We start from the raw sequence: 19377 nt of genomic DNA on the forward strand, positions 1-19377 counted from the left end.
TCTCTTCAGCCCGCTCTCGTCAGGCGGTGAGGCCCAGCTTGTCCATTCGGCGGGTGTGCGCGGCGATCACCTCGGTGAGGATCGGCTCGGTGCGATACTCGTCGGTCTCGGGGTCGCCGGTCAGCTTGATCCCCGCGCGCGCCACGAGCAGCACGTCGCCCACGAGGCGCCGCCCCCACAACGCGAGCCGCGAGCCGAGCTGCGGGTCGGCGGCGATCTGATCCAACAGCACCGCGTCGAGCGCGTCGCCCTCGTGCGGGTCGGCCTCGACGAGGGCCGCGAGCACCCGGGACCCGTCGTCGCGCACGCCGGGAGCGAGGGTGGCGAAGAAGTCGTCGAACAGCCCGCCGGCGATGCGGGCGCCGAGCAGCCGCTCGAGCCAGTCGGCGCCGCGGGTCGCCTCGCCGAAGCGGGCGACCAGCGGGGCGAACGGCTGCATGCACTCGCCGGGGTCCGCGTCACGGCGGCGGATCTCGGCGACCACGCGCTGGTGCCGCTCGAGCTCGCGGCCCGCGGCGGCGCTGACCGCCTCACGCGCCGACCAGTCCGGCACCTCCGCGACGAGCGCCGAGAGGGTCTGGAACGCATGCAGCTTCACGCATGCGATGTGGCCGAGGAACGACAGTGGCTCGGGCGCGATCTCCGCGACGTCGACCCGCGGACCGGGCCGCCTGCGTTCCCGGCGCGGTCGCAGCGTCGGGGCGTCGGCCGTGCGACGCCGCCGCCGGAACCACGCGAAAGCCACGCGGCAAAGTCTATTGAGGTGCGGCCGGTAGAATCACCTTCGGCGTGTCAGACGTTCATCTCGCGCCCCGACCACCGAACAGGTATCAGACTTCGTGACTTTCACAGACCTCGACATCGACCAGGACATCGTCGACGCGCTCGCCGAGAAGGGCATCATCGAGCCCTTCCCCATCCAGGAGCAGACGATCCCGCTGGCCCTCTCCGGGCAGGACATCATCGGCCAGGCCAAGACCGGCACCGGCAAGACGTTCGGCTTCGGCATCCCCGTCATCCAGCGCCTCGGCCTCCACCCCGAGCCGGGCGTGAAGGCGCTCATCGTCGCCCCCACCCGAGAACTGGCCGTGCAGGTCAGCGAAGACATGGAGCTCGCGACCTCGAAGCGCGACACCAAGGTCGTCGCCATCTACGGCGGCAAGGCCTATGAGGGGCAGATCGCGGCGATCAAGGACGGCGCGCAGATCGTCGTCGGCACCCCGGGCCGACTGCTCGACCTCGCCGGTCAGCGCCTGCTCAACCTCTCCAACGTGACCGAGGTCGTGCTCGACGAGGCCGACAAGATGCTCGACCTCGGCTTCCTTCCCGACATCGAGAAGATCTTCCAGCAGCTTCCGGCTGCCCGGCACACCATGCTGTTCTCGGCGACCATGCCGGGCCCGATCGTCGCGCTCGCGCGCCGCTTCATGTCAAAGCCGATCCACATCCGCGCGACCGACCCCGACGAGGGCCTCACGCAGGCGAACATCAAGCACCTCATCTACCGCGCGCACGCCCTCGACAAGGACGAGGTGATCGCGCGCATCCTGCAGGCCGAGGGCCGCGGCAAGACGATCATCTTCACCCGCACGAAGCGCGCCGCGGCGAAGCTGCAGGACGAGCTCACCGACCGCGGCTTCCCCGCCGTCAGCGTGCACGGCGACCTGAACCAGGAGCAGCGCGAGCGGCACATGGCGGCGTTCAAGTCGGGCAAGAAAGAGATCCTGATCGCGACGGACGTTGCCGCCCGCGGCATCGACGTCGACGACGTCACCCACGTGATCAACCACACGATCCCCGAGGACGAGAAGACCTACCTGCACCGCGCCGGCCGCACCGGCCGGGCCGGCAAGACCGGTATCGCGGTGACCTTCGTCGACTGGGAGGACCTGCACAAGTGGGCCCTCATCAACCGCGCCCTCGAGTTCGGGCAGCCCGAGCCGACCGAGACCTACTCGTCGTCGCCGCACCTGTACTCGGATCTGAACATCCCCGAGGGCACGAAAGGCCGGCTGAAGCCGACCCCGAAGCCGAAGGTGGAGCGCGAGGCGGCCCGGCAGGGCGGCGAGCAGGGCGAGGGCGCACGTCGCCGCCGGCGCAGCCGCCCGGCTTCGGGCGGCACGGATGCCCAGGCCGCAGGCGCCTCGAAGGAGGCGGCCGGCACGCACGACGGTCACGGCTCGGAGCACCGCGACGGCAACGCCGCCCCGCAGCGCCGCCGGCGCCGCCGCCGCTCGGGCGGTCAGCCCGCCGCCCCCACCGCCTAGCCGCCGCCCTCCGCTGGTCGACTCGGCCGCGACGCACCCACCGCCCTCCGCTGGTCGAGTAGCGGCGCAGCCTCCGCCCCCGCTGGTCGAGTAGCGGCGCAGCCGCGTATCGAGACCCGCACCGTCGTCTGGTCTCGATACGGCGCTTCGCGCCTACTCGACGGGCGAATGCGTCGACAGCGCGCAGATCCGCTCCAGCGCCTCGGGCGTCGTCGTGTTCTCGCCGAGCCGGTTCGGCTTGCCGGCGCCGTGGTAGTCGCTGGACCCGGTGACGATCAGGCCGTGGGCCGCCGCGAATTCGAGCAGGTACTGCTTGCCGTCATCCGTGTTCTCGCGATGCTCGACCTCGAGCCCGGCGAGCCCGGCGCCGACCAGCGCCTTCAGATAGGCGGGGTCGAGCACGTTGTCGCGGCCGCGGGTGGCCGGGTGCGCGAGCACCGGCACTCCCCCGGCGGCGCGGATCAGCTTGACGCCCTCGAGCGGGCTCGGCGCGTACAGCGGCTCGAAGTAGCCGCCGCGCGGGTGCAGCAGCGTCGCGAAGGCATCCGATCTGCTGGTCACGTGCCCGCGCGTCACGAGCGCGTCGGCGATGTGCGGCCGCCCCACCGAAGCGCCCGGCGTGGTGTGGGCGAGCACGTCCTCCCAGGTGAGCTCATAGTCCTCGGCGAGCCGGGCGACCATCGCCTCGGCCCGGGTGCGCCGCGCGTCGCGGATGCGCTCGGTCTCGGCGGTCAGCGCCGGGTCGGCCGGGTCGAACAGGTAGGCGAGCATGTGCACGCTCTTCCACCCGTACCGGGTCGAGAGCTCCATGCCGGGCACCAGGTCGATGCCGAGATCGGATGCCGCGGCGCGGGCCTCCTGCCACCCGGCGGTCGAGTCGTGGTCGGTCAGCGCGACGGTGCCGAGCCCGGCGTCGGCCGCGGCGCGCATCAGCTCGGCCGGAGTCTGCGTGCCATCGGACACGCTGGAGTGCGTGTGCAGATCGATGGGCGTGCGAAAAGCCACAGCGGCAGTTTAGTTTGGCGCGCGGGCGTCGGCGGTCGATGGAATGGCCGGGTCGATCCGCCGTGCCGGGCGGCGCCCGGCAATGGAGGGCCGGAGCCAATTTGCGCCGGGCAGCGCCCGGCGATGGAAGACTAGTCGCCATGAGCAGCGACACGACGACGACCCCCGCGCCCCGCGCCACCTCGAACCGCTCGACGCTGCCGCCTGCGGCGTCGTTCCAGGCCTACATCGGATCGGGCTGGGCCGAGCGCGCCGACGTCGTGCCGCCGGCCCGCGAGCAGGCCGCGTTCGCCGCGGCGCGGCGCGCCAAGCTCTCGGCGCTCTACCCCGGCAAGCGGATCATCGTGCCGGCCGGCGGCGCGAAGGTGCGCAGCAACGACACCGACTACCCGTTCCGGGCGCACTCGGCGTTCTCCTGGCTGACCGGCTGGGGCGCCGACAGCGAGCCCGACTCCGTGCTCGTGCTGGAGCCCGTCGACGGCGGGCACGAGGCCACCCTGTACTTCCGCGAGCGCGCCGGGCGCGACTCCGACGAGTTCTACTCCAACCCGCAGATCGGTGAGTTCTGGATCGGCGCCCGCCCCTCCCTCGCGCAGGTCGCCGGGGACCTCGCGCTGCCGACGGCGGGCATCGCCGAGGTGGACGCCGTGATCGAGAAGGCGGATGCCGACACGGTGCTGCTGCGCGAGGCCGATGAGGCTCTCACCGCCGCCGTCGACGCGGCGCGGGGCGAGGCATCCGATCTCGATGCGGAGCTCGCCCAGACCCTCTCCGAGCTGCGGCTCGTGAAGGACGACTATGAGATCGCGCAGCTGCGCGAGGCCATCGCCGCCACACAGCGGGGCTTCGACGACGTGATCCGCGCGCTGCCCGAGATCACCGCACACCGGCGCGGCGAGCGGATCGTCGAGGGCGTCTTCTACACGCGCGCCCGCGGCGAGGGCAACGCGGTCGGCTACGACACGATCGCCGCCGCCGGCCCGCACGCGTGCATCCTGCACTGGACCCGCAACGACGGACCGGTGGTGCCGGGCGACCTGATCCTGATCGACGCCGGCGTGGAGGCCGAGAGCCTGTACACCGCCGACATCACCCGCACCATCCCGGTCGACGGCACATTTACGGATGCTCAGCGGCTCGTCTACGAGACCGTGCGTGAGGCCGCGGATGCCGCCTTCGCCGTGGTGCGCCCCGGCATCCGCTTCCGCGAGGTGCACGCCGCGGCGATGGAGGTGATCGCCCGCCGCACCGCGGAGTGGGGGCTGCTGCCCGTCTCGGCCGAGGAGGCGCTCGAGTCCGACCAGCAGCAGCACCGCCGGTACATGGTGCACGGCACGAGCCACCACCTGGGCCTCGACGTGCACGACTGCGCCGCCGCCCGCCGCGAGATGTACTACGACGGCGTGATCGAGCCCGGCATGGTGTTCACGATCGAGCCCGGCCTGTACTTCCAGCCCGACGACCTCACCGTGCCGGAGCAGCTGCGCGGCATCGGCGTGCGCATCGAGGACGACGTGCTGGTGACCGCCGACGGCGTCGAGAACCTCTCCGCCGCGCTCCCCCGGACGGCCGACGAGGTCGAGGCCTGGGTGCGGCGCCTGCGCGGCTGACCGCCGACCGCACGGTCGGTCGCCGATCGCACGATGCGTCACTCCGGTGGCGGCATCCGTGCGACACATCGTGCGTTTTGCGATGGATGTTTCGACCTTGGTCAGCCGGCCGGCTGAACGCGGAGGGCGGCGCCACGGGCGCACGTTTTCGCCGCAAACGTGTGCCCGTGCGTACTGCCGCCGCACGGATGCCGGTGCCACATCGCCGCACCCAATCGCGCCGGGCACAAACGGTGCGATCGGGCACACGTCCTGCGCAGAAGCTGTGCCCGATCGTGACGTTTGTGCCCGGGCCACCCCGCACGGATGCCTGGGCTACCGCCCCGCAGCCCGCCGGGCCCGCCGCTGCCGCCACCAGGCCAGCGCCCGATCCAGCTGCCTGCGCCCCCAGCGCCCCAGCCGCCTCGCCCACTCGAACTCGGTGCCGAGCACCGCGATGCCGATGAACACGACGAGCCAGCCCGGCCCGGGCAGCGGCACGAGGATCAGACCGCCGACCACGATCGCTCCCCCGATGACGGCCACGAGGATGCGGTAGCTGACGTGCAGCACCGGGTGGCGGCGCATCCGTGCCCGCAGCTGCCGCAGCCGGCGCCGCAGGCGCTGCCCGCGCCGCTCGGCCTCACGGCCGGCCGGGGTGTCCCGGCCCGGAAGCGGATGCGGAGCGGTGGTCATGGCTCCACGCTAAGCCTGTGACGCGGCGCGCGGGCCTTCAGTTCAGGGAGCGATCAGGGGCGCCCCGGAGCGATCCCAGGGTCAACCCGCACGGGCACCCCGCCACGCCCGCAGCGACCCGCCGACCCCGCTCAGACGAGCCCGGTGCCGCGTCCGTTCTCGGCGAGCACGTTGCGCGCCCGGTTGGCGATGTCGGAGTCGACGAGCACCGAGTAGCTGGTGGCGAGCACCTGCGTCTGCGAGGTGTAGTCGCGGCGACGCCGGGTGAGGGCGTAGGAGACCAGGCTGAACAGCATGCCGAAGCCCGCGCCGAGCAGCACGGCCGCGATGACGAGGCTGAAGTCCTCCTGCGCGCCGCCGAAGAGCATCAGCACGACGCCGAGGAAGATGCCGAACCAGGCGCCGCTCGCCGCGCCGGCGAGCGCCACGCGCCCCCAGGAGAGCCGGCCGGTGATGTGCTCGACGGTCTTCAGGTCGTTGCCGATGATCGACACCTTGTCGACCGGGAAGTCGGCGTGTGCGAGCACGTCGACGGTCTGCTGCGCCTCGACGTAGCTCTCGTACTGGGCGACGACCTCGCCCTTCGGAACCGTCGGGAAGGGCAGGGCGCCGCGGCTGCCGAGGGGGTTCGGAGTGCTCATTCCGGCATTGTCCCACGGGGGTGTCGCGCAGGGCCGCGACGGTAGGGTTTAAGGGTGAGCGCGCAGAGGGTCTTCGTCGCACGCCTCGCCGGTTGCGGGGTGTTCGACCCGGTCGGCGACCGCGTCGGCAAGGTGCGCGACGTGGTGGTCGTCTACCGCTCCGACGGCGCCCCGCGCGTGGTGGGCCTCGTCGTCGAGATCCCCGGCAAGCGCCGCGTGTTCGTCTCGATCACCCGCGTCACCTCGATCGGCGCCGGCCAGGTGATCACGACCGGGCTGATCAACGTGCGCCGCTTCGAGCAGCGCGGCGGCGAGACCCGCGTCATCGCCGAGATCCTCGGCCGGCAGGTGCGCTTCCGCGACGGCAGCGGCACCGCCGTCATCGAAGACGTCGGCATCACCCAGAGCCCGAGCGGGCTGTGGGACGTGACGCAGCTGTTCGTGCGCCGGCCCAAGACCTCCGCATCCCCGTTCGCGAAGGGGCCGACCCAGTTCGTCGCCTGGGACGACGTGACAGAGACGGATGCCCCGGCCGACGAGCCCCAGTCGGCGGAGCACCTCATCGCCACCTTCACCGATCTGCGCGCCGCCGACCTCGCCGACAGTCTGCTCGAGCTGCCCGAGGAGCGCCGCGTCGAGGTCGCCGCGGAGCTGCCCGACGACCGCCTGGCCGACGCGCTCGAGGAGATGAGCGAGGACGACCAGGTCGAGCTGCTGCACGCCCTCGACGATGAGCGCGTCGCATCCGTGCTCGACCGCATGCAGCCCGACGACGCCGCCGACCTGATCGCGCAGCTGCCCGAGGACGACCGGGAGCACCTGCTCGAGCTGATGGAGCCCGAGGAGGCGCAGGACGTGCGCATGCTGCTCAACTACGCGCCCAACTCGGCGGGCGGCCTGATGACCACCGAGCCGGTCATCCTCTCCCCCGACGCGACCGTCGCCGAGGCGCTGGCGCTGATCCGCCGCGAGGAGCTCGCGCCGGCGCTGGCCGCCGCCGTGTTCGTCACGCTGCCGCCCTACGAGCCGCCCACCGGGCGCTACCTGGGCGTCGTGCACTATCAGCGGATGCTGCGCCACCCGCCGCACGAGCGCCTCGGCGCGCTGATCGACCAGGGCCTCGAGCCGCTCAAGGTGCACGCCTCGATCGCCGAGGTCTCCCGCACGCTCGCCAGCTACAACCTGGTCTCGGTGCCGGTCGTCGACGACGCGAACCGACTCGTCGGGGTGGTGACCATCGATGACATCCTCGACTACCTGCTGCCCGACGACTGGCGAAGTCGCGACGGCGAGGACGCCGCACTGCGGCGCGCAGCGGCGGCACGCACGAGCACGACGGGCAGGAGGTGAGTCATGGCGAGGGCCGACAACCGGGATCTCGATGCGCCGAAGGGATTGTCCGGGCGCATCCGCACGCGCCGCGACAGCGACCGCTTCGGCCGGTTCACCGAGTGGATCGCGCGCGCCATGGGCACGCCGTGGTTCCTGCTCGGCCTCACCGCGTTCTGCCTGATCTGGCTGATCTGGAACTCGGTGCTGCCTGAGTCGCTGCGCTTCGACTCGCAGGAGTACGGCTTCACGGTGCTCACCCTCGTGCTGTCGCTGCAGGCCTCCTACGCGGCGCCGCTGATCCTGCTCGCGCAGAACCGGCAGGACGACCGCGACCGGGTGCAGATCGAGCAGGACCGGCAGCGGGCCGAGCGAAACCTCGCCGACACCGAGTACCTCGCCCGCGAGGTGGTGGCGCTGCGGCTCGCGCTGCGCGACGTGCCGTCGAAGGACTTCATCCGGCAGGAGCTGCGCGCCCTGCTCGAGGAGCTCGAGGGCACCGCGAAGGACGGAAGTTGACCGATCTCGCCGCCGAGGTCTCGCGGGCGCTCGCGGGCGTCCTCGACCCCGAGATCCGCCGCCCCATCACCGAGCTCGACATGGTCTCGGGAGTCGAGGTCGACGCGGGCGGGCACGCCCGGGTGGGCATCAAGCTGACGATCATCGGATGCCCCGCCGCCGAGCGCATCGAATCCGAGGTGCGCCGGGCCGCCGCATCCGTGGCCGGCGTCGCCAGGGTCGACGTGGCCGTCGACGTGATGTCGCCCGCCGAGCGCGCGGCGCTGACCGAGCGGCTGCGGGGGGGGAAGGCGCGGGCGATGCCATTCGGCCCCGATTCCCTCACTCGGGTCTACGCGGTGACGTCGGGCAAGGGCGGCGTCGGCAAGTCGACGCTCACGGCGAACCTCGCGGTGGCACTCGCGGCCCGCGGCCTGCGGGTCGGGCTCGTCGACGCCGACGTGCACGGCTTTTCCATCCCCGGGCTGCTGGGGCTCGTGCGCGACGGCGTCGCGGCGCGGCCGACCCGGGTCGACCAGCTGATCCTGCCGCCGGTCGCGCACGGGGTGAAGGTCATCTCGATCGGCATGTTCCTCGACCCCGAGCGCGGCCAGGGGCAGTCGTCGGCGGTCGCCTGGCGCGGGCCGATGCTGCACCGCACGATCCAGCAGTTCCTCACCGACGTGTACTTCGGCGACCTCGACGTGCTGCTGCTGGATCTGCCGCCCGGCACCGGCGACGTGGCGATCTCCGTCGGCCAGCTGCTGCCGAACGCCGAGGTGCTGGTGGTCACCACCCCGCAGCCGGCGGCGGCCGACGTGGCGGTGCGCTCCGGCACCGTCGCGGCGCAGACCGGGCAGAAGGTGTACGGGGTGATCGAGAACATGGCCGGACTGCCGCAGCCGGACGGCTCGGTGCTCGAGCTGTTCGGCTCGGGCGGCGGCGCCGCCGTCGCCTCGCGGCTCGGGGTGCCGCTGCTCGGCTCGGTGCCGCTGTCGGTCGCGCTGCGCGCCGGGGGCGACGCCGGGGCGCCGATCGTGCTGGCCGACCCCGCCGACCCGGCCGCCGCGGTCATCGCGCGCATCGCCGAGGGCCTCGCGACCCGGCCGAGGGGCCTGGCGGGACGGAAGCTGGGCGTCGCCCCGGCCTGAGGCGACGCGCGCCCGCTAGGTGGCCTCGGAGTCGAAGGGCGGCCGCTCTCCATCGGTCAGTCGCGCCGGCGCCGGCTTGGTCGCCACCGACGACAGCCCGACCACGGTCGCCGCCTCGCCCGCCGCCTCGGCCGTCGACGCCGAGGGGGCGCTCACGACCGGCTCGGAGTCGTCGTCGAGCAGTGCGTCGCGGATGATACGGCGGGGGTCGTACTGACGCGGGTCGAGCTTCTTCCAGTCGATCTCGTCGAAGACCTCTGCGCCCATCTCGTCGCGCATGCGCTCGCGGGCGTTGTCAGCGTAGCTGCGCAGATTGCGCACCAGCACGCCGAGCTTCTCGGCGTACAGGGGGAGGCGCTGCGGACCCAGCAACATCGCTGCAATCGCGGCCAGCACCAGCCACTTCTCGAAGCTCACGCGTACAGCGTAATGCCCGCGTACCGTGAGCCTGCCCGGCCCGAGGGCGGGGTTTCAGTATCCTGAAGGCCTTGAGCGAGAAGAGGACCGTGTCAGACAACGACATCAACTGGAAGTTCGCGAACGACGTCGTGGTCGAGGACGATGTCATCGCGCGCGCACGGCAGCATTCGCTGGAGCTCGGGGTCACTCCGATCCCTCCCGCGGTCGGCGCCCAGGCATCCGTCATCGTCGCCGCCACCGGCGCGAACAAGATCATCGAGGTCGGCACCGGCCTCGGCGTCTCGGGCCTCTGGTTGCTCAAGGGCGGGGAGGACGCGGAGCTCACCTCGATCGACACCGAGGTCGACCACCAGCAGCACGCCCGGCAGTTCTTCGCCGAGGCCGGCATCGCCCCGGCCCGGGTGCGCCTCATCGGCGGCCGCGCGCGCGACGTGCTGCCGCGCATGAACGAGAACGCCTACGACATCGTCTTCATCGACGCCGATCCCGGCTCCGTGATCGAGTACGTCGAGCACGGGCTGCGCCTCGCCCGGCCCGGCGGCACCGTGCTCGTCGCGCACGCCCTGTGGGGCGGCAAGGTGGGCAACCCGGCCAACCGCGACGACGTGGCGACCGGCTTCCGCACCCTGATCACCGAGATCTCCGGCTCGAGCGCCGTGGTGAGCGCGCTGTCCATCGTCGGCGACGGACTGTTCCAGATCACCAAGCTCACCGCCTGAGCCGCGCGCCTTCGCCGACGGCCCCCGGACATGCCGGTGGGCCGCCCCATCCGGGACGGCCCACCGAGAAGCGAATGTCAGCTGCCGATGGCAGCAGCCAGCGCGTCGTGAAGCTCCTTGGCCTCGTCGTCGTTGACGGACACGACCAGACGGCCGCCGCCTTCCAGAGGAACGCGCACGATGATGAGTCGCCCCTCCTTCACAGCCTCCATGGGTCCGTCTCCGGTTCTCGGCTTCATGGCCGCCATGTAGCTCCCCTTTCGTGGTTTCTCTCATTATCCCGCACGGTCAGGGGGGTCGCGAAATCACCCGTCACGGGGGTGACCAGTCGTAGTCGCCGATCGTCCAGCACAGCAGCAGCCAGCCGAGCTGGGCGGCGATCGACGCCACGACCATGCCCACCCGGTACCACCGGGAGCGGGGCTGGGCGAGGATGCCGAGCATCGGGAACAGCGGGAACAGGATGCGGAAGGTGCTCGACTGCGGGAAGAACACGGCGAGCACGTACAGCGCGTACGACGCCGACCACAGCCGGAGGTCGACGCCCAGGCGCCTGGCGGCGGGCGAGAGCAGCAGCAGCGCGAACAGCGCGACGAGCGCGGCGAGCGCCACGTAGCCGACCCAGGCGGGCAGGCCGAGCCAGAGCGTGAACCACCACTTCGCCCCGTCGATCCACGACGCGAACGGCACGAGCCCGCCCCAGCCCGTGTACGCCGCCCGCCAGGACAGCTCGGTCGCGGTGTACGCGTCGGGCACGCCGGTGACGCGGGCGGCGATGAGCGGCCAGGCGACTCCCGAGACCAGGGCGACGAGCACGGCGACGACGGATGCCACCAGCTGCGGCATCCGATACTCGTCGCCCCTGCGCCACCTCGCCCACAACCGCCAGAGCACGTGCAGGCCCAGGGTCAGCGCGACGGCCAGACCGCTCGGGCGGGTGAACGCGGCGACGACGATGACCGGCAGCATGAGCCAGTAGCGCCGACGCAGCAGCAGGTAGAGGATCAGCGCGAGGAGGAAGCCGTACATCGCCTCCGCATAGGCGACCTGGAACAGCGCGGCGACCGGGGCGACGCTGAACAGCACCGTCGCGTACATCGCGGTCGACGGCCTCAGCCGCAATCGCATCAACTTGTAGAAGACGAGCGTCGCCCCCCACGCGCACAGCAGCGACACGATCACGGCGGACTGCTCCCACGGCAGGCGGGTGAGCAGCATCATCCCCTTGACGACGTACGGGTAGCCGGGCAGGAACGCCCACGCGTTCTGCTGCACGTGCCCGGCGGTGTCATACGGCAGCGTGACCGGGTAGTTGCCGAAGGGCAGCGCGCGCGAGTAGGCGGAGGCGATGATCTGGTACCAGCGGCCGTCCCAGATGTTCGCGAAGGCGAAGTAGCCGGGGTGCGCTGCGGTCCACGCGTTGCGGCCCTCGATGGCGGCCATCCATAGCAGCAGGGCCGTGTCGATGGTGCGGCCGCCCGCGAAGACGGCCGTCACCCGCGCCCACCACGGCAGGCGGCGCCAGAAGCCGATCAGGCCAGCCACGTGCGCAGCGCGCTCTCGCACGCGGTGATCTGCGCGAGCGGCACCCGCTCGTCGTCGGTGTGCGCGAGGCCCGGGTCGCCCGGCCCGAAGTTCACCGCGGGGATGCCGAGGGCGCTGAAGCGCGCGACGTCCGTCCACCCGTACTTCGGCTTCGCCTCGGCGCCGACGGCGGCGACGAACTGCCGGGCGAGCGGGTCGTCGAGGCCCGGGCGGGCGCCGGGCGCCACGTCGACCACGCGCACCTCGCCGAGCGGTTCGAACAGGGCGCGCATCTTGGCCTCGGCCTGCTCGCCGGACGACGACGGGGCGAAGCGGTAGTTGACGTGCACCACGCACTCGTCGGGGATGACGTTGCCCGCCACTCCCCCGCCGATCAGCACGGCGTTGAGGCTCTCGCGGTACGCGAGCCCCTCCACCTCGACCGTCTCCGGCTCGTAGGCGGCGAGCAGTTCCAGAACGGGCGCCGCCTGGTGGATCGCGTTCTCGCCGAGCCAGGCGCGGGCGCTGTGCGCGCGCCGCCCGCGGGTGACCACGTCGAAGCGCATGGTGCCGTTGCATCCGCCCTCGACGGCGCCGTCGGACGGCTCGCCGAGGATCGCGAAGTCGCCGGAGAGCAGCTCGGGCCGGGTGCGCGCGAGGCGGGCGAGACCGTTCAGGTCGCTCGTGACCTCCTCGTGGTCGTACCAGAGCCAGGTGATGTCGACGGCCGGGTCGGCGAGCTCGGCGGCGAGCTTCAGCTGCACCGCGACGCCGGCCTTCATGTCGACCGTGCCGCGGCCCCACAGGTAGTCGACCCCGGCCTCGGTCTCGAAGCGCGACGGCAGGTTCCGGTTCACCGGGACGGTGTCGATGTGGCCGGCGATCACGACGCGGCGGGCACGGCCGAGGTCGGTGCGGGCGACGACGAGGTCCGCGTCGCGGGTGACCTCGAGGTGGGGCATCCGTCGCATCGCCTGCTCGATCTCGTCGGCGATCCGGCGTTCATCGCCGCTCACCGACTCGATGTCCACGAGTTGGCGGGTCAGGTCGATCGAGGACGCGGAGAGGTCGAGAGGCACTGTCCTAGGGTACTGATATGCCCCGCCTCGCCTCCGGCCTCGGCCTCGCCACCGTCTCGAACTCCGGAACCGTGCTGGACACCTGGTTCCCCGCTCCCGGCCTCGGCCCGCTGCCCGAGGGGGCGGCGCTCGCGCCCGAGCACACCGCGCTGGCCGGGCCCGACGAACGGCGGGCGGTGCACGTGGACGAGGTGCGGGTCGAGGTCGACCTCGACGAGCCCATCGGCTCGACCTCCGACGCGTACCTGCGCCTGCACCTGCTCTCGCACCTCGTCGTGGCCCCGAACACGGTGAACCTCGACGGCATCTTCGCCCACCTGCCGATCGTCGCGTTCACGAACGCGGGCCCGGTCGCCGTCGACGACTACGAGCGGATGCTTCCCGCGTTGCGCCGCGCGGGCATCCAGGCCTACGCGATCGACAAGTTCCCCCGCCTGCTGGACTATGTGGCGCCCGAACGGGTGCGCATCGCCGACGCCTCCAGGGTGCGGCTCGGCGCGCACCTCTCCCCCGGCACGACGGTCATGCATGAGGGGTTCGTGAACTACAACGCCGGAACGCTCGGCTCGTCGATGATCGAGGGCCGCGTGTCGCAGGGGGTCGTCGTGCACGACGGAGCCGACATCGGCGGCGGCGCATCGATCATGGGCACCCTGTCGGGCGGCGGCACGCAGCGCATCGAGATCGGCGCCCGGGCGCTGCTCGGGGCGAACGCCGGCGTCGGCATCTCGCTCGGCGAGGACTCGGTGGTCGAGGCCGGCCTGTACGTCACCGCCGGCACGAAGGTCACCCTGGTCGGGCAGCGCGACGAGAACGGCGAGCCGGTGACCGTGAAGGCGCTCGAACTCTCCGGAGTGCCGAAGCTGCTGTTCCGCCGCAACTCGGTCAGCGGCGCGGTCGAGGCCGTGCAGCGGGCCGGCGCCGGCATCGAACTGAACGCGGCGCTGCACGCCTGAGGGGGGCGCGGCCCGGCTCAGGCTTCCGCGTACGCCGGACGGTAGCCGGCGTCACGCGGCAGTGCGCCGCCGACTTCGAGCACGACCCGGCCGAGGATCTTCCCGGCGCGCATCTCGTCGAAGACCGCATTGACGTCGTCGAACGGATGCGTCGTCACCGTCGCCCGCACCTTGCCGCGTCCGGCGAAGTCGAGCGCCTCCGCCAGGTCGGCGCGCGTGCCGACGATCGAGCCGCGGATGGTGATGCCGTTCAGCACGGTGTCGAAGATGCTCACCGGGAAGGTGCCCGACGGCAGGCCGACGAGCGACACCGTGCCGCCCCGCCGCACCATGCCCACCGCCTGGGTGAAAGCCTGCTCGCTGGGCGCGGTGACCAGCACCCCGTGGGTGCCGCCGACCTCGGCCTGCACATAGGCCGCGGCATCCGTCGTCGTCGCGTCGACGGTGAGCGCGGCGCCGAGCTCGCGGGCGAGCGCGAGCTTGTCGTCGGCCACGTCGACGGCGACCACGTTGAGACCCATCGCGACCGCGTACTGCACGGCGAGGTGGCCGAGGCCGCCGATGCCCGAGATGGTCACCCACTGCCCCGGGCGCGCCTCGGTGGTCTTGAGGCCCTTGTACACCGTGACGCCGGCGCACAGGATCGGAGCCGCCTCAGCCGGGTCGAGCGACTCGGGAATCCGCGCGGCGTAGCGGGAGTCGACGATCATGTACTCCTGGAAGCTGCCGTCGACGGAGTAGCCACCGTTGCGCTGCCTGCGGCACAGGGTCTCACGGCCGCTGACGCAGAACTCGCACTCGCCGCAGGCGCTCCACAGCCAGGCGTTGCCGACCCGGTCGCCGATGCGCAGCGAGGTGACCTCGTGGCCGACCGCGACGACGCGGCCGATGCCCTCGTGGCCGGGAATGAACGGCGGAGTCGGCTTGACGGGCCAGTCTCCGCTGATGGCGTGCAGATCGGTGTGGCAGACGCCGGTGTACTCGACCCGCACCAGCGCCTCGTGGCCGTGCGGCAGCGGGACGGGGCGTTCGTCGAACTCGAGAGGCTGGCCGAAGGCGCGGGAGACAGCGGCGCGCATGCAATCAACTGACATGCCAGCAGCATCGCGCTGCGGCGCCGGGGCGCCCAGGGCCCTTGGTCCTGCAGCCGAGCGGCGCGCGAGGCAGGCCGCCGCGCGTACCGGAGCACTGCGGCGGAACGCGCCGCGGGCGCATCTTTTCGGCGGAAACGTGTGCCCGTCCGTGCGGGCACCGCTCAGCCCAGGTGAGCCCGCTGCGCCAGCATCATGGCGATCTCGTCGAGCACGCGCTGCCACCCGTGAAGCACCTCGGCATATCCGTACCGCAGCACGGTGTAGCCCAGGCGCCGCAGGCGACGGTCCTGCCAGCGGTCACGGGCGAGCTGTGGATCCTCGCCGTGCTGCTTCCCGTCCAGCTGGATGACCAGGCGGTCGCCGATCAGCAGGTCGACGGGGTGCCCGTCGATCCGCACCTGCTGTCGGGTCACGATCCCGGCCAGCCATAGACGCACCCTCGCGATGGACTCGACGCCCGAGTCCGCGAGTCCCGTCGTCAGCGCGACGACCCGCCGAAAACGGCCGCCGTGGACCCGCGCGAGCTGCTGCAGCTCACCGAGCATGATCTTCCCCCTGCGCACCGCGGAGTCGAACACGGCCACGGCGTAGTCGAGGGGCTGGCACTTCGCCACGTGCATGAGCAGGTTCGTCATCGATTCCAAAGCCACGAGGTCACCGACGGCGTCGACCGGGTGCCGCGTCCAGTGCAGCAGCATGTCGGGCGAGGCGCCGTCCGCACCCGCATGAGAGTTCAACACGCGTGGCGCAACGTGGAAGCGGCCGTCATCGACCGCCCACAGGCCGAGCTTCAACGCCGCCGAGACGCACGCGACCCTCGCGCCCGCGCGCGCAGCACGCAGGAGATCGGGATCGGCGCGGCTGCGGGCGACGACACTCTTTCCGACGGGTACGAGAGCGCCTGCGGCGATGGCACGGCGCAGCGCCGCGGCCGACATTCCCGCGTCACGGAGCTGCTCGCGCGTCGCGAAGCCGATATTGATGTCGAGGATCTGGTCGGGAGACATGCATGGCAGCATGCCGCCGCCGCGTCATCCGATCACCCGGTCTCGGCCGCAACTGTGCGCAACTCGACGACAACCGGCCTGTGCGGGGGAAGTGCGAGACGGACGCGCGCGGTGATCGGATGCTGCGGCGCAGCTTCTGCGCGAAAACGTGTGCCCTTCGAACGAGTCGCCGCGCGGCGCCCGCTCGGGAGTGTTCGCGCGCCGAGCCGCCGCGCCGAGCCGCCGCCGCGCCGTCAGCCGCGCGGGAAGGGCCGCTCGGGCGAGCCGATGTAGAGCTGCTGCGGGCGGCCGATCTTGGTCGCCGGGTCGGCGTTGGCCTCGCGCCACTGGGCGATCCAGCCGGGCAGGCGGCCGATCGCGAAAAGCACGGTGAACATGCGCGGCGGGAAGCCCATCGCCTTGTACATGACCCCGGTGTAGAAGTCGACGTTGGGGTACAGCCGACGCGAGACGAAGTAGTCGTCCTCGAGGGCGGTCTGCTCGAGCTCCTTGGCGATGTCGAGCAGGGGGTCGTGCACGCCGAGCTCCTCCAGCACCGCGTCGGCCGACTCCTTGACCAGCTTCGCGCGTGGGTCGTAGTTCTTGTAGACGCGGTGGCCGAAGCCCATCAGCTTCACCCCGTCTTCCTTGTTCTTGACCCGCTCGACGAACTTCTTCACGCCCTCGCCCGAGGCCTGGATGCCGGCGAGCATGTCGAGCACCGCCTCGTTGGCGCCGCCGTGCAGCGGGCCGTACAGGGCGCTGATGCCGGCCGAGATCGACGAGAAGATGTTCGCCTTGGTCGAGCCGACGAGCCGCACGGTCGAGGTCGAGGCGTTCTGCTCATGGTCGGCGTGCAGGATGAGCAGCCGGTCGAGCGCCTTCGCCACCACCGGGTTCGCCTCGTACGGCTCGGCCATGTTGCCGAAGTTGAGCCGCAGGAAGTTCTCCACGTAGCTCAGCGAGTTGTCGGGGTACAGGAACGCCTGGCCGAGGCTCTTCTTGTGCGCGTACGCCGCGATGACCGGCATCTTGGCGAGCAGACGCACCGTGGAGAGCTCGACGGCCTCGGGGTCGTCGACCTTGAGCGCGTCCGGGTAGTAGGTGCCGAGCGCGGCGACCGCCGACTGCAGCATCGACATCGGATGCGCGTTGTACGGGATCGCGGTGAAGAGGTTCTTCAGGTCTTCGTGCAGCAGCGTGTGGCGGCGCACGCGGCCGTCGAACGCGGCGAGCTCCTCCGGCGTGGGCAGCTCGCCGTAGATCAGCAGCCAGGCCACCTCGAGGAACGTCGAGTTCGCCGCGAGCTGCTCGATCGGGTACCCGCGGTAGCGCAGCACGCCGTTGTCGCCGTCGATGTAGGTGATCTGCGAGGCGGTCGACGCGGTATTGACGAATCCGTAGTCGAGGGCCGTGTACCCGGTCTGCTTGGTGAGGGTCGAGATGTCGATGCTCGAGTGACCGTCGACCGCGCTCCGGATCGGGAACTGCGCCTCTCCCCCCGGGTAGGACAACGTCACGAACTGGTCGTCGGATTCAGGCACGCAGATCTCCTTCATCGGTACGGCGGGCCGCAGCGCCCGCGCATTCACCCTATACGGCAGTCAAGGCCTCAGCCGAACCGCCGCCTGCTCGATGCGCTCATCGGTCGCGGTCAGCGAGAAGCGCACGTGCTGCGGGAAGTGCTCGCCGTAGAACACCCCGGGGCCGGCGATGATGCCGAGGCCGGCGAGGCGGTCGATCGTCTCCCACGCCGCGCGCCCCTCGGTCGCCCACAGGTACAGGCCCGCCTCGCTGTGCGTGATGGTGAAGCCGGATGCCTCGAGCGCCGGCCGCAGCACCTGTCGGCGCCTCCGGTACCGCTCCTTCTGGGCGGCGACGTGGGCGTCGTCGCCCAGGGCGACGACCATCGCGGCCTGCAGCGGCGCCGGCAGCATGAGCCCGGCGTGCTTGCGCCGGGTGAGCAGGGTCTCGACGAGCGACGGGTCGCCGGCGAGGAACGCAGCGCGGTAGCCGGCGAGGTTCGACTGCTTGGAGAGCGAGTACACGGACAGCACGCCGCTCGGATCCTGGCCGATGACGCGCGGGTCGAGGATGCTCGGCACTCTCTCGCTCGCCCAGCGGCCGTCCCAGCCGAGCTCGGCGTAGCACTCGTCGTTCGCGATCACGGCGCCGAGCTCGCGGGCCCGGGCGACGGCGGCGGCGAGGAACTCGGTGTCGAGCACCCGGCCGTCGGGGTTGCCCGGCGAGTTGAGCCAGATCAGCCGGGTGCCCTCGGGCCACTCCGCCGGGTCGTCGGAGGCGATGGCCGAAGCATCCGCTATCGCCGCCCCGACGGCGTAGGTGGGGTAGGCGGCGCGCGGGTGCACGACGATGTCGCCGGTGCGCAGCCCGAGCAGCAGGGGCAGCAGGGCGACCAGTTCCTTCGAGCCGATGGTCGGCAGCACGTGCTGCGGGGTGAGCCCGGTCACGCCCCGCCGGCGGGCGTACCACGCGACGATCGCCTCGCGCAGCGCGGGGGTGCCGGCCGTGGTCGGGTAGGAGTGGGCGTCGGTCGCCTTGGCGAGCGCCTCGCGGATCAGCGCCGGCGTCTCATCGACCGGGGAGCCGATGGACAGGTCGACGACGCCGTCGGGATGCGCGCGCGCCTTGGCCGCGAAGGGGGCCATCAGGTCCCACGGGTAGTCGGGCAGCGCCGTGATGGCCATCGCGGCGGCTCAGCGGTTCTGCGGCGGAAGGGCGGCGATGATCGGGTGGTCCTTGGGCAGGGGGCCGATCTTGGCCGCGCCGCCCGGGGAGCCGATCTCGTCGAAGAACTCGACGTTGGCCTTGTAGTAGTCAGCCCACTCGCCGGGCAGGTCGTCCTCGTAGTAGATCGCCTCGACGGGGCACACCGGCTCGCACGCACCGCAGTCGACGCACTCGTCGGGGTGGATGTACAGCGAGCGCTCGCCCTCGTAGATGCAGTCGACGGGACACTCGTCGACGCAGGCGCGGTCCTTGACGTCGACGCACGGGAGGGCGATCACGTAGGTCATGGACTCAGTTTAGGCGGCGCGCGTCGGCAGCTTCGGCCAGGCGAGCACCAGCACGGCGACGACGGCCGGGCCGAGCTCCCACAGCCAGCCGAGCGTGCCCTGCGCGATGACCACGCTGCCTCCGGGGCCCTGCACGCTGAACAGCGCGATCGGCGCCAGCAGCCCGATCGCCCCGGCGAGCGTGACGATCCGGCTCGAGGTGTAGAGGCGCAGGCCGACCAGGAAGCACGCCGCGCCGATGAGCGCCACGACGATGCCCCAGTACAGGTTCACGCTTCCCACGCCGATCACGCCCCGGTGCCCGAAGGTGCCCACCGTGCCGAGCACGAGCCCGAGAACGAAGGAGAAGAAGGCGGGCGCGGCGCGGTTCATGCGGCCATGCTAC

21 protein-coding genes are annotated in these 19377 nt (G+C 71.7%); 7 read left to right on the forward strand and 14 right to left on the reverse strand.

Annotated elements, in window-relative coordinates; genetic code table 11:
* Positions 1-19: 19 nt before the first annotated feature.
* Positions 20-745: a ferritin-like fold-containing protein gene (locus H563_RS0103930; RefSeq protein ID WP_022881305.1), complete on the reverse strand. Its 726-nt coding sequence runs from the start codon at positions 743-745 to the stop codon at positions 20-22.
* Positions 746-839: 94 nt separating this feature from the next.
* Here H563_RS0103930 and H563_RS0103935 point away from each other — a divergent pair, with 94 nt between their 5' ends.
* On the forward strand, positions 840-2267 hold the full coding sequence (locus tag H563_RS0103935) for a DEAD/DEAH box helicase (protein WP_022881306.1): 1428 nt from the start codon (positions 840-842) through the stop codon (positions 2265-2267).
* Between the two features lie 153 nt (positions 2268-2420).
* Here H563_RS0103935 and H563_RS0103940 read toward each other — a convergent pair whose 3' ends face one another.
* A complete protein-coding gene (locus H563_RS0103940; protein ID WP_033209270.1) occupies positions 2421-3272 on the reverse strand; it encodes a PHP domain-containing protein in 852 nt (283 codons plus the stop codon).
* A 140-nt stretch (positions 3273-3412) separates the two neighbouring features.
* Here H563_RS0103940 and H563_RS0103945 point away from each other — a divergent pair, with 140 nt between their 5' ends.
* A complete protein-coding gene (locus H563_RS0103945; RefSeq protein ID WP_022881308.1) occupies positions 3413-4882 on the forward strand; it encodes an aminopeptidase P family protein in 1470 nt (489 codons plus the stop codon).
* 315 nt (positions 4883-5197) lie between these two features.
* Here H563_RS0103945 and H563_RS14850 read toward each other — a convergent pair whose 3' ends face one another.
* Both H563_RS14850 and H563_RS14855 read right to left on the reverse strand, forming a co-directional pair.
* The gene (locus tag H563_RS14850; RefSeq protein WP_081416106.1) at positions 5198-5557 is read right to left on the reverse strand and encodes a TIGR02611 family protein; all 360 of its coding nucleotides are present in this window, start codon (positions 5555-5557) and stop codon (positions 5198-5200) included.
* A gap of 131 nt (positions 5558-5688) precedes the next feature.
* Positions 5689-6198, reverse strand: coding sequence for a general stress protein (locus H563_RS14855; RefSeq protein ID WP_051142602.1), 510 nt, complete (start codon positions 6196-6198; stop codon positions 5689-5691).
* Positions 6199-6252: 54 nt separating this feature from the next.
* On the opposite strand from H563_RS14855, the gene H563_RS0103960 reads away from it, so the two are divergent.
* From H563_RS0103960 to H563_RS0103970, 3 genes are read left to right on the forward strand one after another with little or no spacing between them, the layout of a single operon-like run.
* Positions 6253-7548, forward strand: coding sequence for a magnesium transporter MgtE N-terminal domain-containing protein (locus H563_RS0103960; RefSeq protein WP_022881310.1), 1296 nt, complete (start codon positions 6253-6255; stop codon positions 7546-7548).
* A gap of 3 nt (positions 7549-7551) precedes the next feature.
* Positions 7552-8046 carry a DUF1003 domain-containing protein gene (locus H563_RS0103965; protein ID WP_022881311.1) on the forward strand — a complete coding sequence of 165 codons (495 nt, stop codon included), beginning with the start codon at positions 7552-7554 and terminating at the stop codon, positions 8044-8046.
* Entirely contained in the window at positions 8043-9176 is a 1134-nt protein-coding gene (locus H563_RS0103970; protein ID WP_022881312.1) for an Mrp/NBP35 family ATP-binding protein, read from the forward strand. Before H563_RS0103965 ends, H563_RS0103970 begins: the two co-directional genes overlap by 4 nt.
* A gap of 15 nt (positions 9177-9191) precedes the next feature.
* On the opposite strand, the gene H563_RS0103975 is transcribed toward H563_RS0103970, so the two are convergent.
* Complete coding sequence (locus H563_RS0103975; RefSeq protein ID WP_022881313.1) at positions 9192-9593, reverse strand: Sec-independent protein translocase family protein; 402 nt, start codon at positions 9591-9593, stop codon at positions 9192-9194.
* 89 nt (positions 9594-9682) lie between these two features.
* Between H563_RS0103975 and H563_RS0103980 the strand changes: the two genes are divergently transcribed.
* Positions 9683-10315 (forward strand): O-methyltransferase, encoded by a 633-nt coding sequence (locus tag H563_RS0103980; RefSeq protein ID WP_022881314.1) that lies wholly within the window; start codon positions 9683-9685, stop codon positions 10313-10315.
* 77 nt (positions 10316-10392) lie between these two features.
* On the opposite strand, the gene H563_RS17600 is transcribed toward H563_RS0103980, so the two are convergent.
* From H563_RS17600 to dapE, 3 genes are all read right to left on the reverse strand, one after another.
* Positions 10393-10563 (reverse strand): DUF3117 domain-containing protein, encoded by a 171-nt coding sequence (locus tag H563_RS17600; RefSeq protein WP_022881315.1) that lies wholly within the window; start codon positions 10561-10563, stop codon positions 10393-10395.
* Positions 10564-10627: 64 nt separating this feature from the next.
* On the reverse strand, positions 10628-11860 hold the full coding sequence (locus tag H563_RS14860; RefSeq protein ID WP_245556809.1) for a hypothetical protein: 1233 nt from the start codon (positions 11858-11860) through the stop codon (positions 10628-10630).
* Positions 11848-12918 carry a succinyl-diaminopimelate desuccinylase gene (gene dapE / locus H563_RS0103995; protein ID WP_022881317.1) on the reverse strand — a complete coding sequence of 357 codons (1071 nt, stop codon included), beginning with the start codon at positions 12916-12918 and terminating at the stop codon, positions 11848-11850. Before dapE ends, H563_RS14860 begins: the two co-directional genes overlap by 13 nt.
* Before the next feature lie 17 nt (positions 12919-12935).
* Between dapE and dapD the strand changes: the two genes are divergently transcribed.
* A complete protein-coding gene (gene dapD, locus H563_RS0104000; RefSeq protein ID WP_022881318.1) occupies positions 12936-13874 on the forward strand; it encodes a 2,3,4,5-tetrahydropyridine-2,6-dicarboxylate N-succinyltransferase in 939 nt (312 codons plus the stop codon).
* Between the two features lie 17 nt (positions 13875-13891).
* Here the strand turns inward: dapD and adhP are convergent, their stop codons facing one another.
* The 6 genes from adhP to H563_RS0104030 form a co-directional block, all read right to left on the reverse strand.
* Positions 13892-14953: an alcohol dehydrogenase AdhP gene (adhP, locus tag H563_RS0104005; protein ID WP_022881319.1), complete on the reverse strand. Its 1062-nt coding sequence runs from the start codon at positions 14951-14953 to the stop codon at positions 13892-13894.
* Between the two features lie 176 nt (positions 14954-15129).
* Positions 15130-15975 (reverse strand): endonuclease domain-containing protein, encoded by an 846-nt coding sequence (locus tag H563_RS0104010; RefSeq protein ID WP_022881320.1) that lies wholly within the window; start codon positions 15973-15975, stop codon positions 15130-15132.
* 233 nt (positions 15976-16208) lie between these two features.
* Positions 16209-17498 carry a citrate synthase gene (locus tag H563_RS0104015; RefSeq protein WP_407635312.1) on the reverse strand — a complete coding sequence of 430 codons (1290 nt, stop codon included), beginning with the start codon at positions 17496-17498 and terminating at the stop codon, positions 16209-16211.
* A gap of 60 nt (positions 17499-17558) precedes the next feature.
* Positions 17559-18662 (reverse strand): succinyldiaminopimelate transaminase, encoded by a 1104-nt coding sequence (dapC, locus tag H563_RS0104020; protein WP_022881322.1) that lies wholly within the window; start codon positions 18660-18662, stop codon positions 17559-17561.
* Positions 18663-18671: 9 nt separating this feature from the next.
* Positions 18672-18992: a ferredoxin gene (gene fdxA / locus H563_RS0104025; protein WP_022881323.1), complete on the reverse strand. Its 321-nt coding sequence runs from the start codon at positions 18990-18992 to the stop codon at positions 18672-18674.
* 9 nt (positions 18993-19001) lie between these two features.
* Positions 19002-19364, reverse strand: coding sequence for a hypothetical protein (locus tag H563_RS0104030; RefSeq protein ID WP_022881324.1), 363 nt, complete (start codon positions 19362-19364; stop codon positions 19002-19004).
* Between the last annotated feature and the right edge of the window lie 13 nt (positions 19365-19377).

It is taken from the genome of Gryllotalpicola ginsengisoli DSM 22003, assembly GCF_000419445.1.
Taxonomy (GTDB): domain Bacteria; phylum Actinomycetota; class Actinomycetes; order Actinomycetales; family Microbacteriaceae; genus Gryllotalpicola; species Gryllotalpicola ginsengisoli.

Coding starts and splice junctions, on each gene's coding strand:
- H563_RS0103945 (WP_022881308.1), top strand. CDS start 3,413: ATGAGCAGCGACACGACGACGACCCCCGCGCCCCGCGCCACCTCGAAC.
- dapC (WP_022881322.1), bottom strand. CDS start 18,662: ATGGCCATCACGGCGCTGCCCGACTACCCGTGGGACCTGATGGCCCCC.
- H563_RS14850 (WP_081416106.1), bottom strand. CDS start 5,557: ATGACCACCGCTCCGCATCCGCTTCCGGGCCGGGACACCCCGGCCGGC.
- H563_RS0104010 (WP_022881320.1), bottom strand. CDS start 15,975: ATGTCTCCCGACCAGATCCTCGACATCAATATCGGCTTCGCGACGCGC.
- adhP (WP_022881319.1), bottom strand. CDS start 14,953: ATGCGCGCCGCTGTCTCCCGCGCCTTCGGCCAGCCTCTCGAGTTCGAC.
- H563_RS0104030 (WP_022881324.1), bottom strand. CDS start 19,364: ATGAACCGCGCCGCGCCCGCCTTCTTCTCCTTCGTTCTCGGGCTCGTG.
- fdxA (WP_022881323.1), bottom strand. CDS start 18,992: ATGACCTACGTGATCGCCCTCCCGTGCGTCGACGTCAAGGACCGCGCC.
- dapD (WP_022881318.1), top strand. CDS start 12,936: ATGCCCCGCCTCGCCTCCGGCCTCGGCCTCGCCACCGTCTCGAACTCC.
- H563_RS0103965 (WP_022881311.1), top strand. CDS start 7,552: ATGGCGAGGGCCGACAACCGGGATCTCGATGCGCCGAAGGGATTGTCC.
- H563_RS14855 (WP_051142602.1), bottom strand. CDS start 6,198: ATGAGCACTCCGAACCCCCTCGGCAGCCGCGGCGCCCTGCCCTTCCCG.
- H563_RS17600 (WP_022881315.1), bottom strand. CDS start 10,563: ATGGCGGCCATGAAGCCGAGAACCGGAGACGGACCCATGGAGGCTGTG.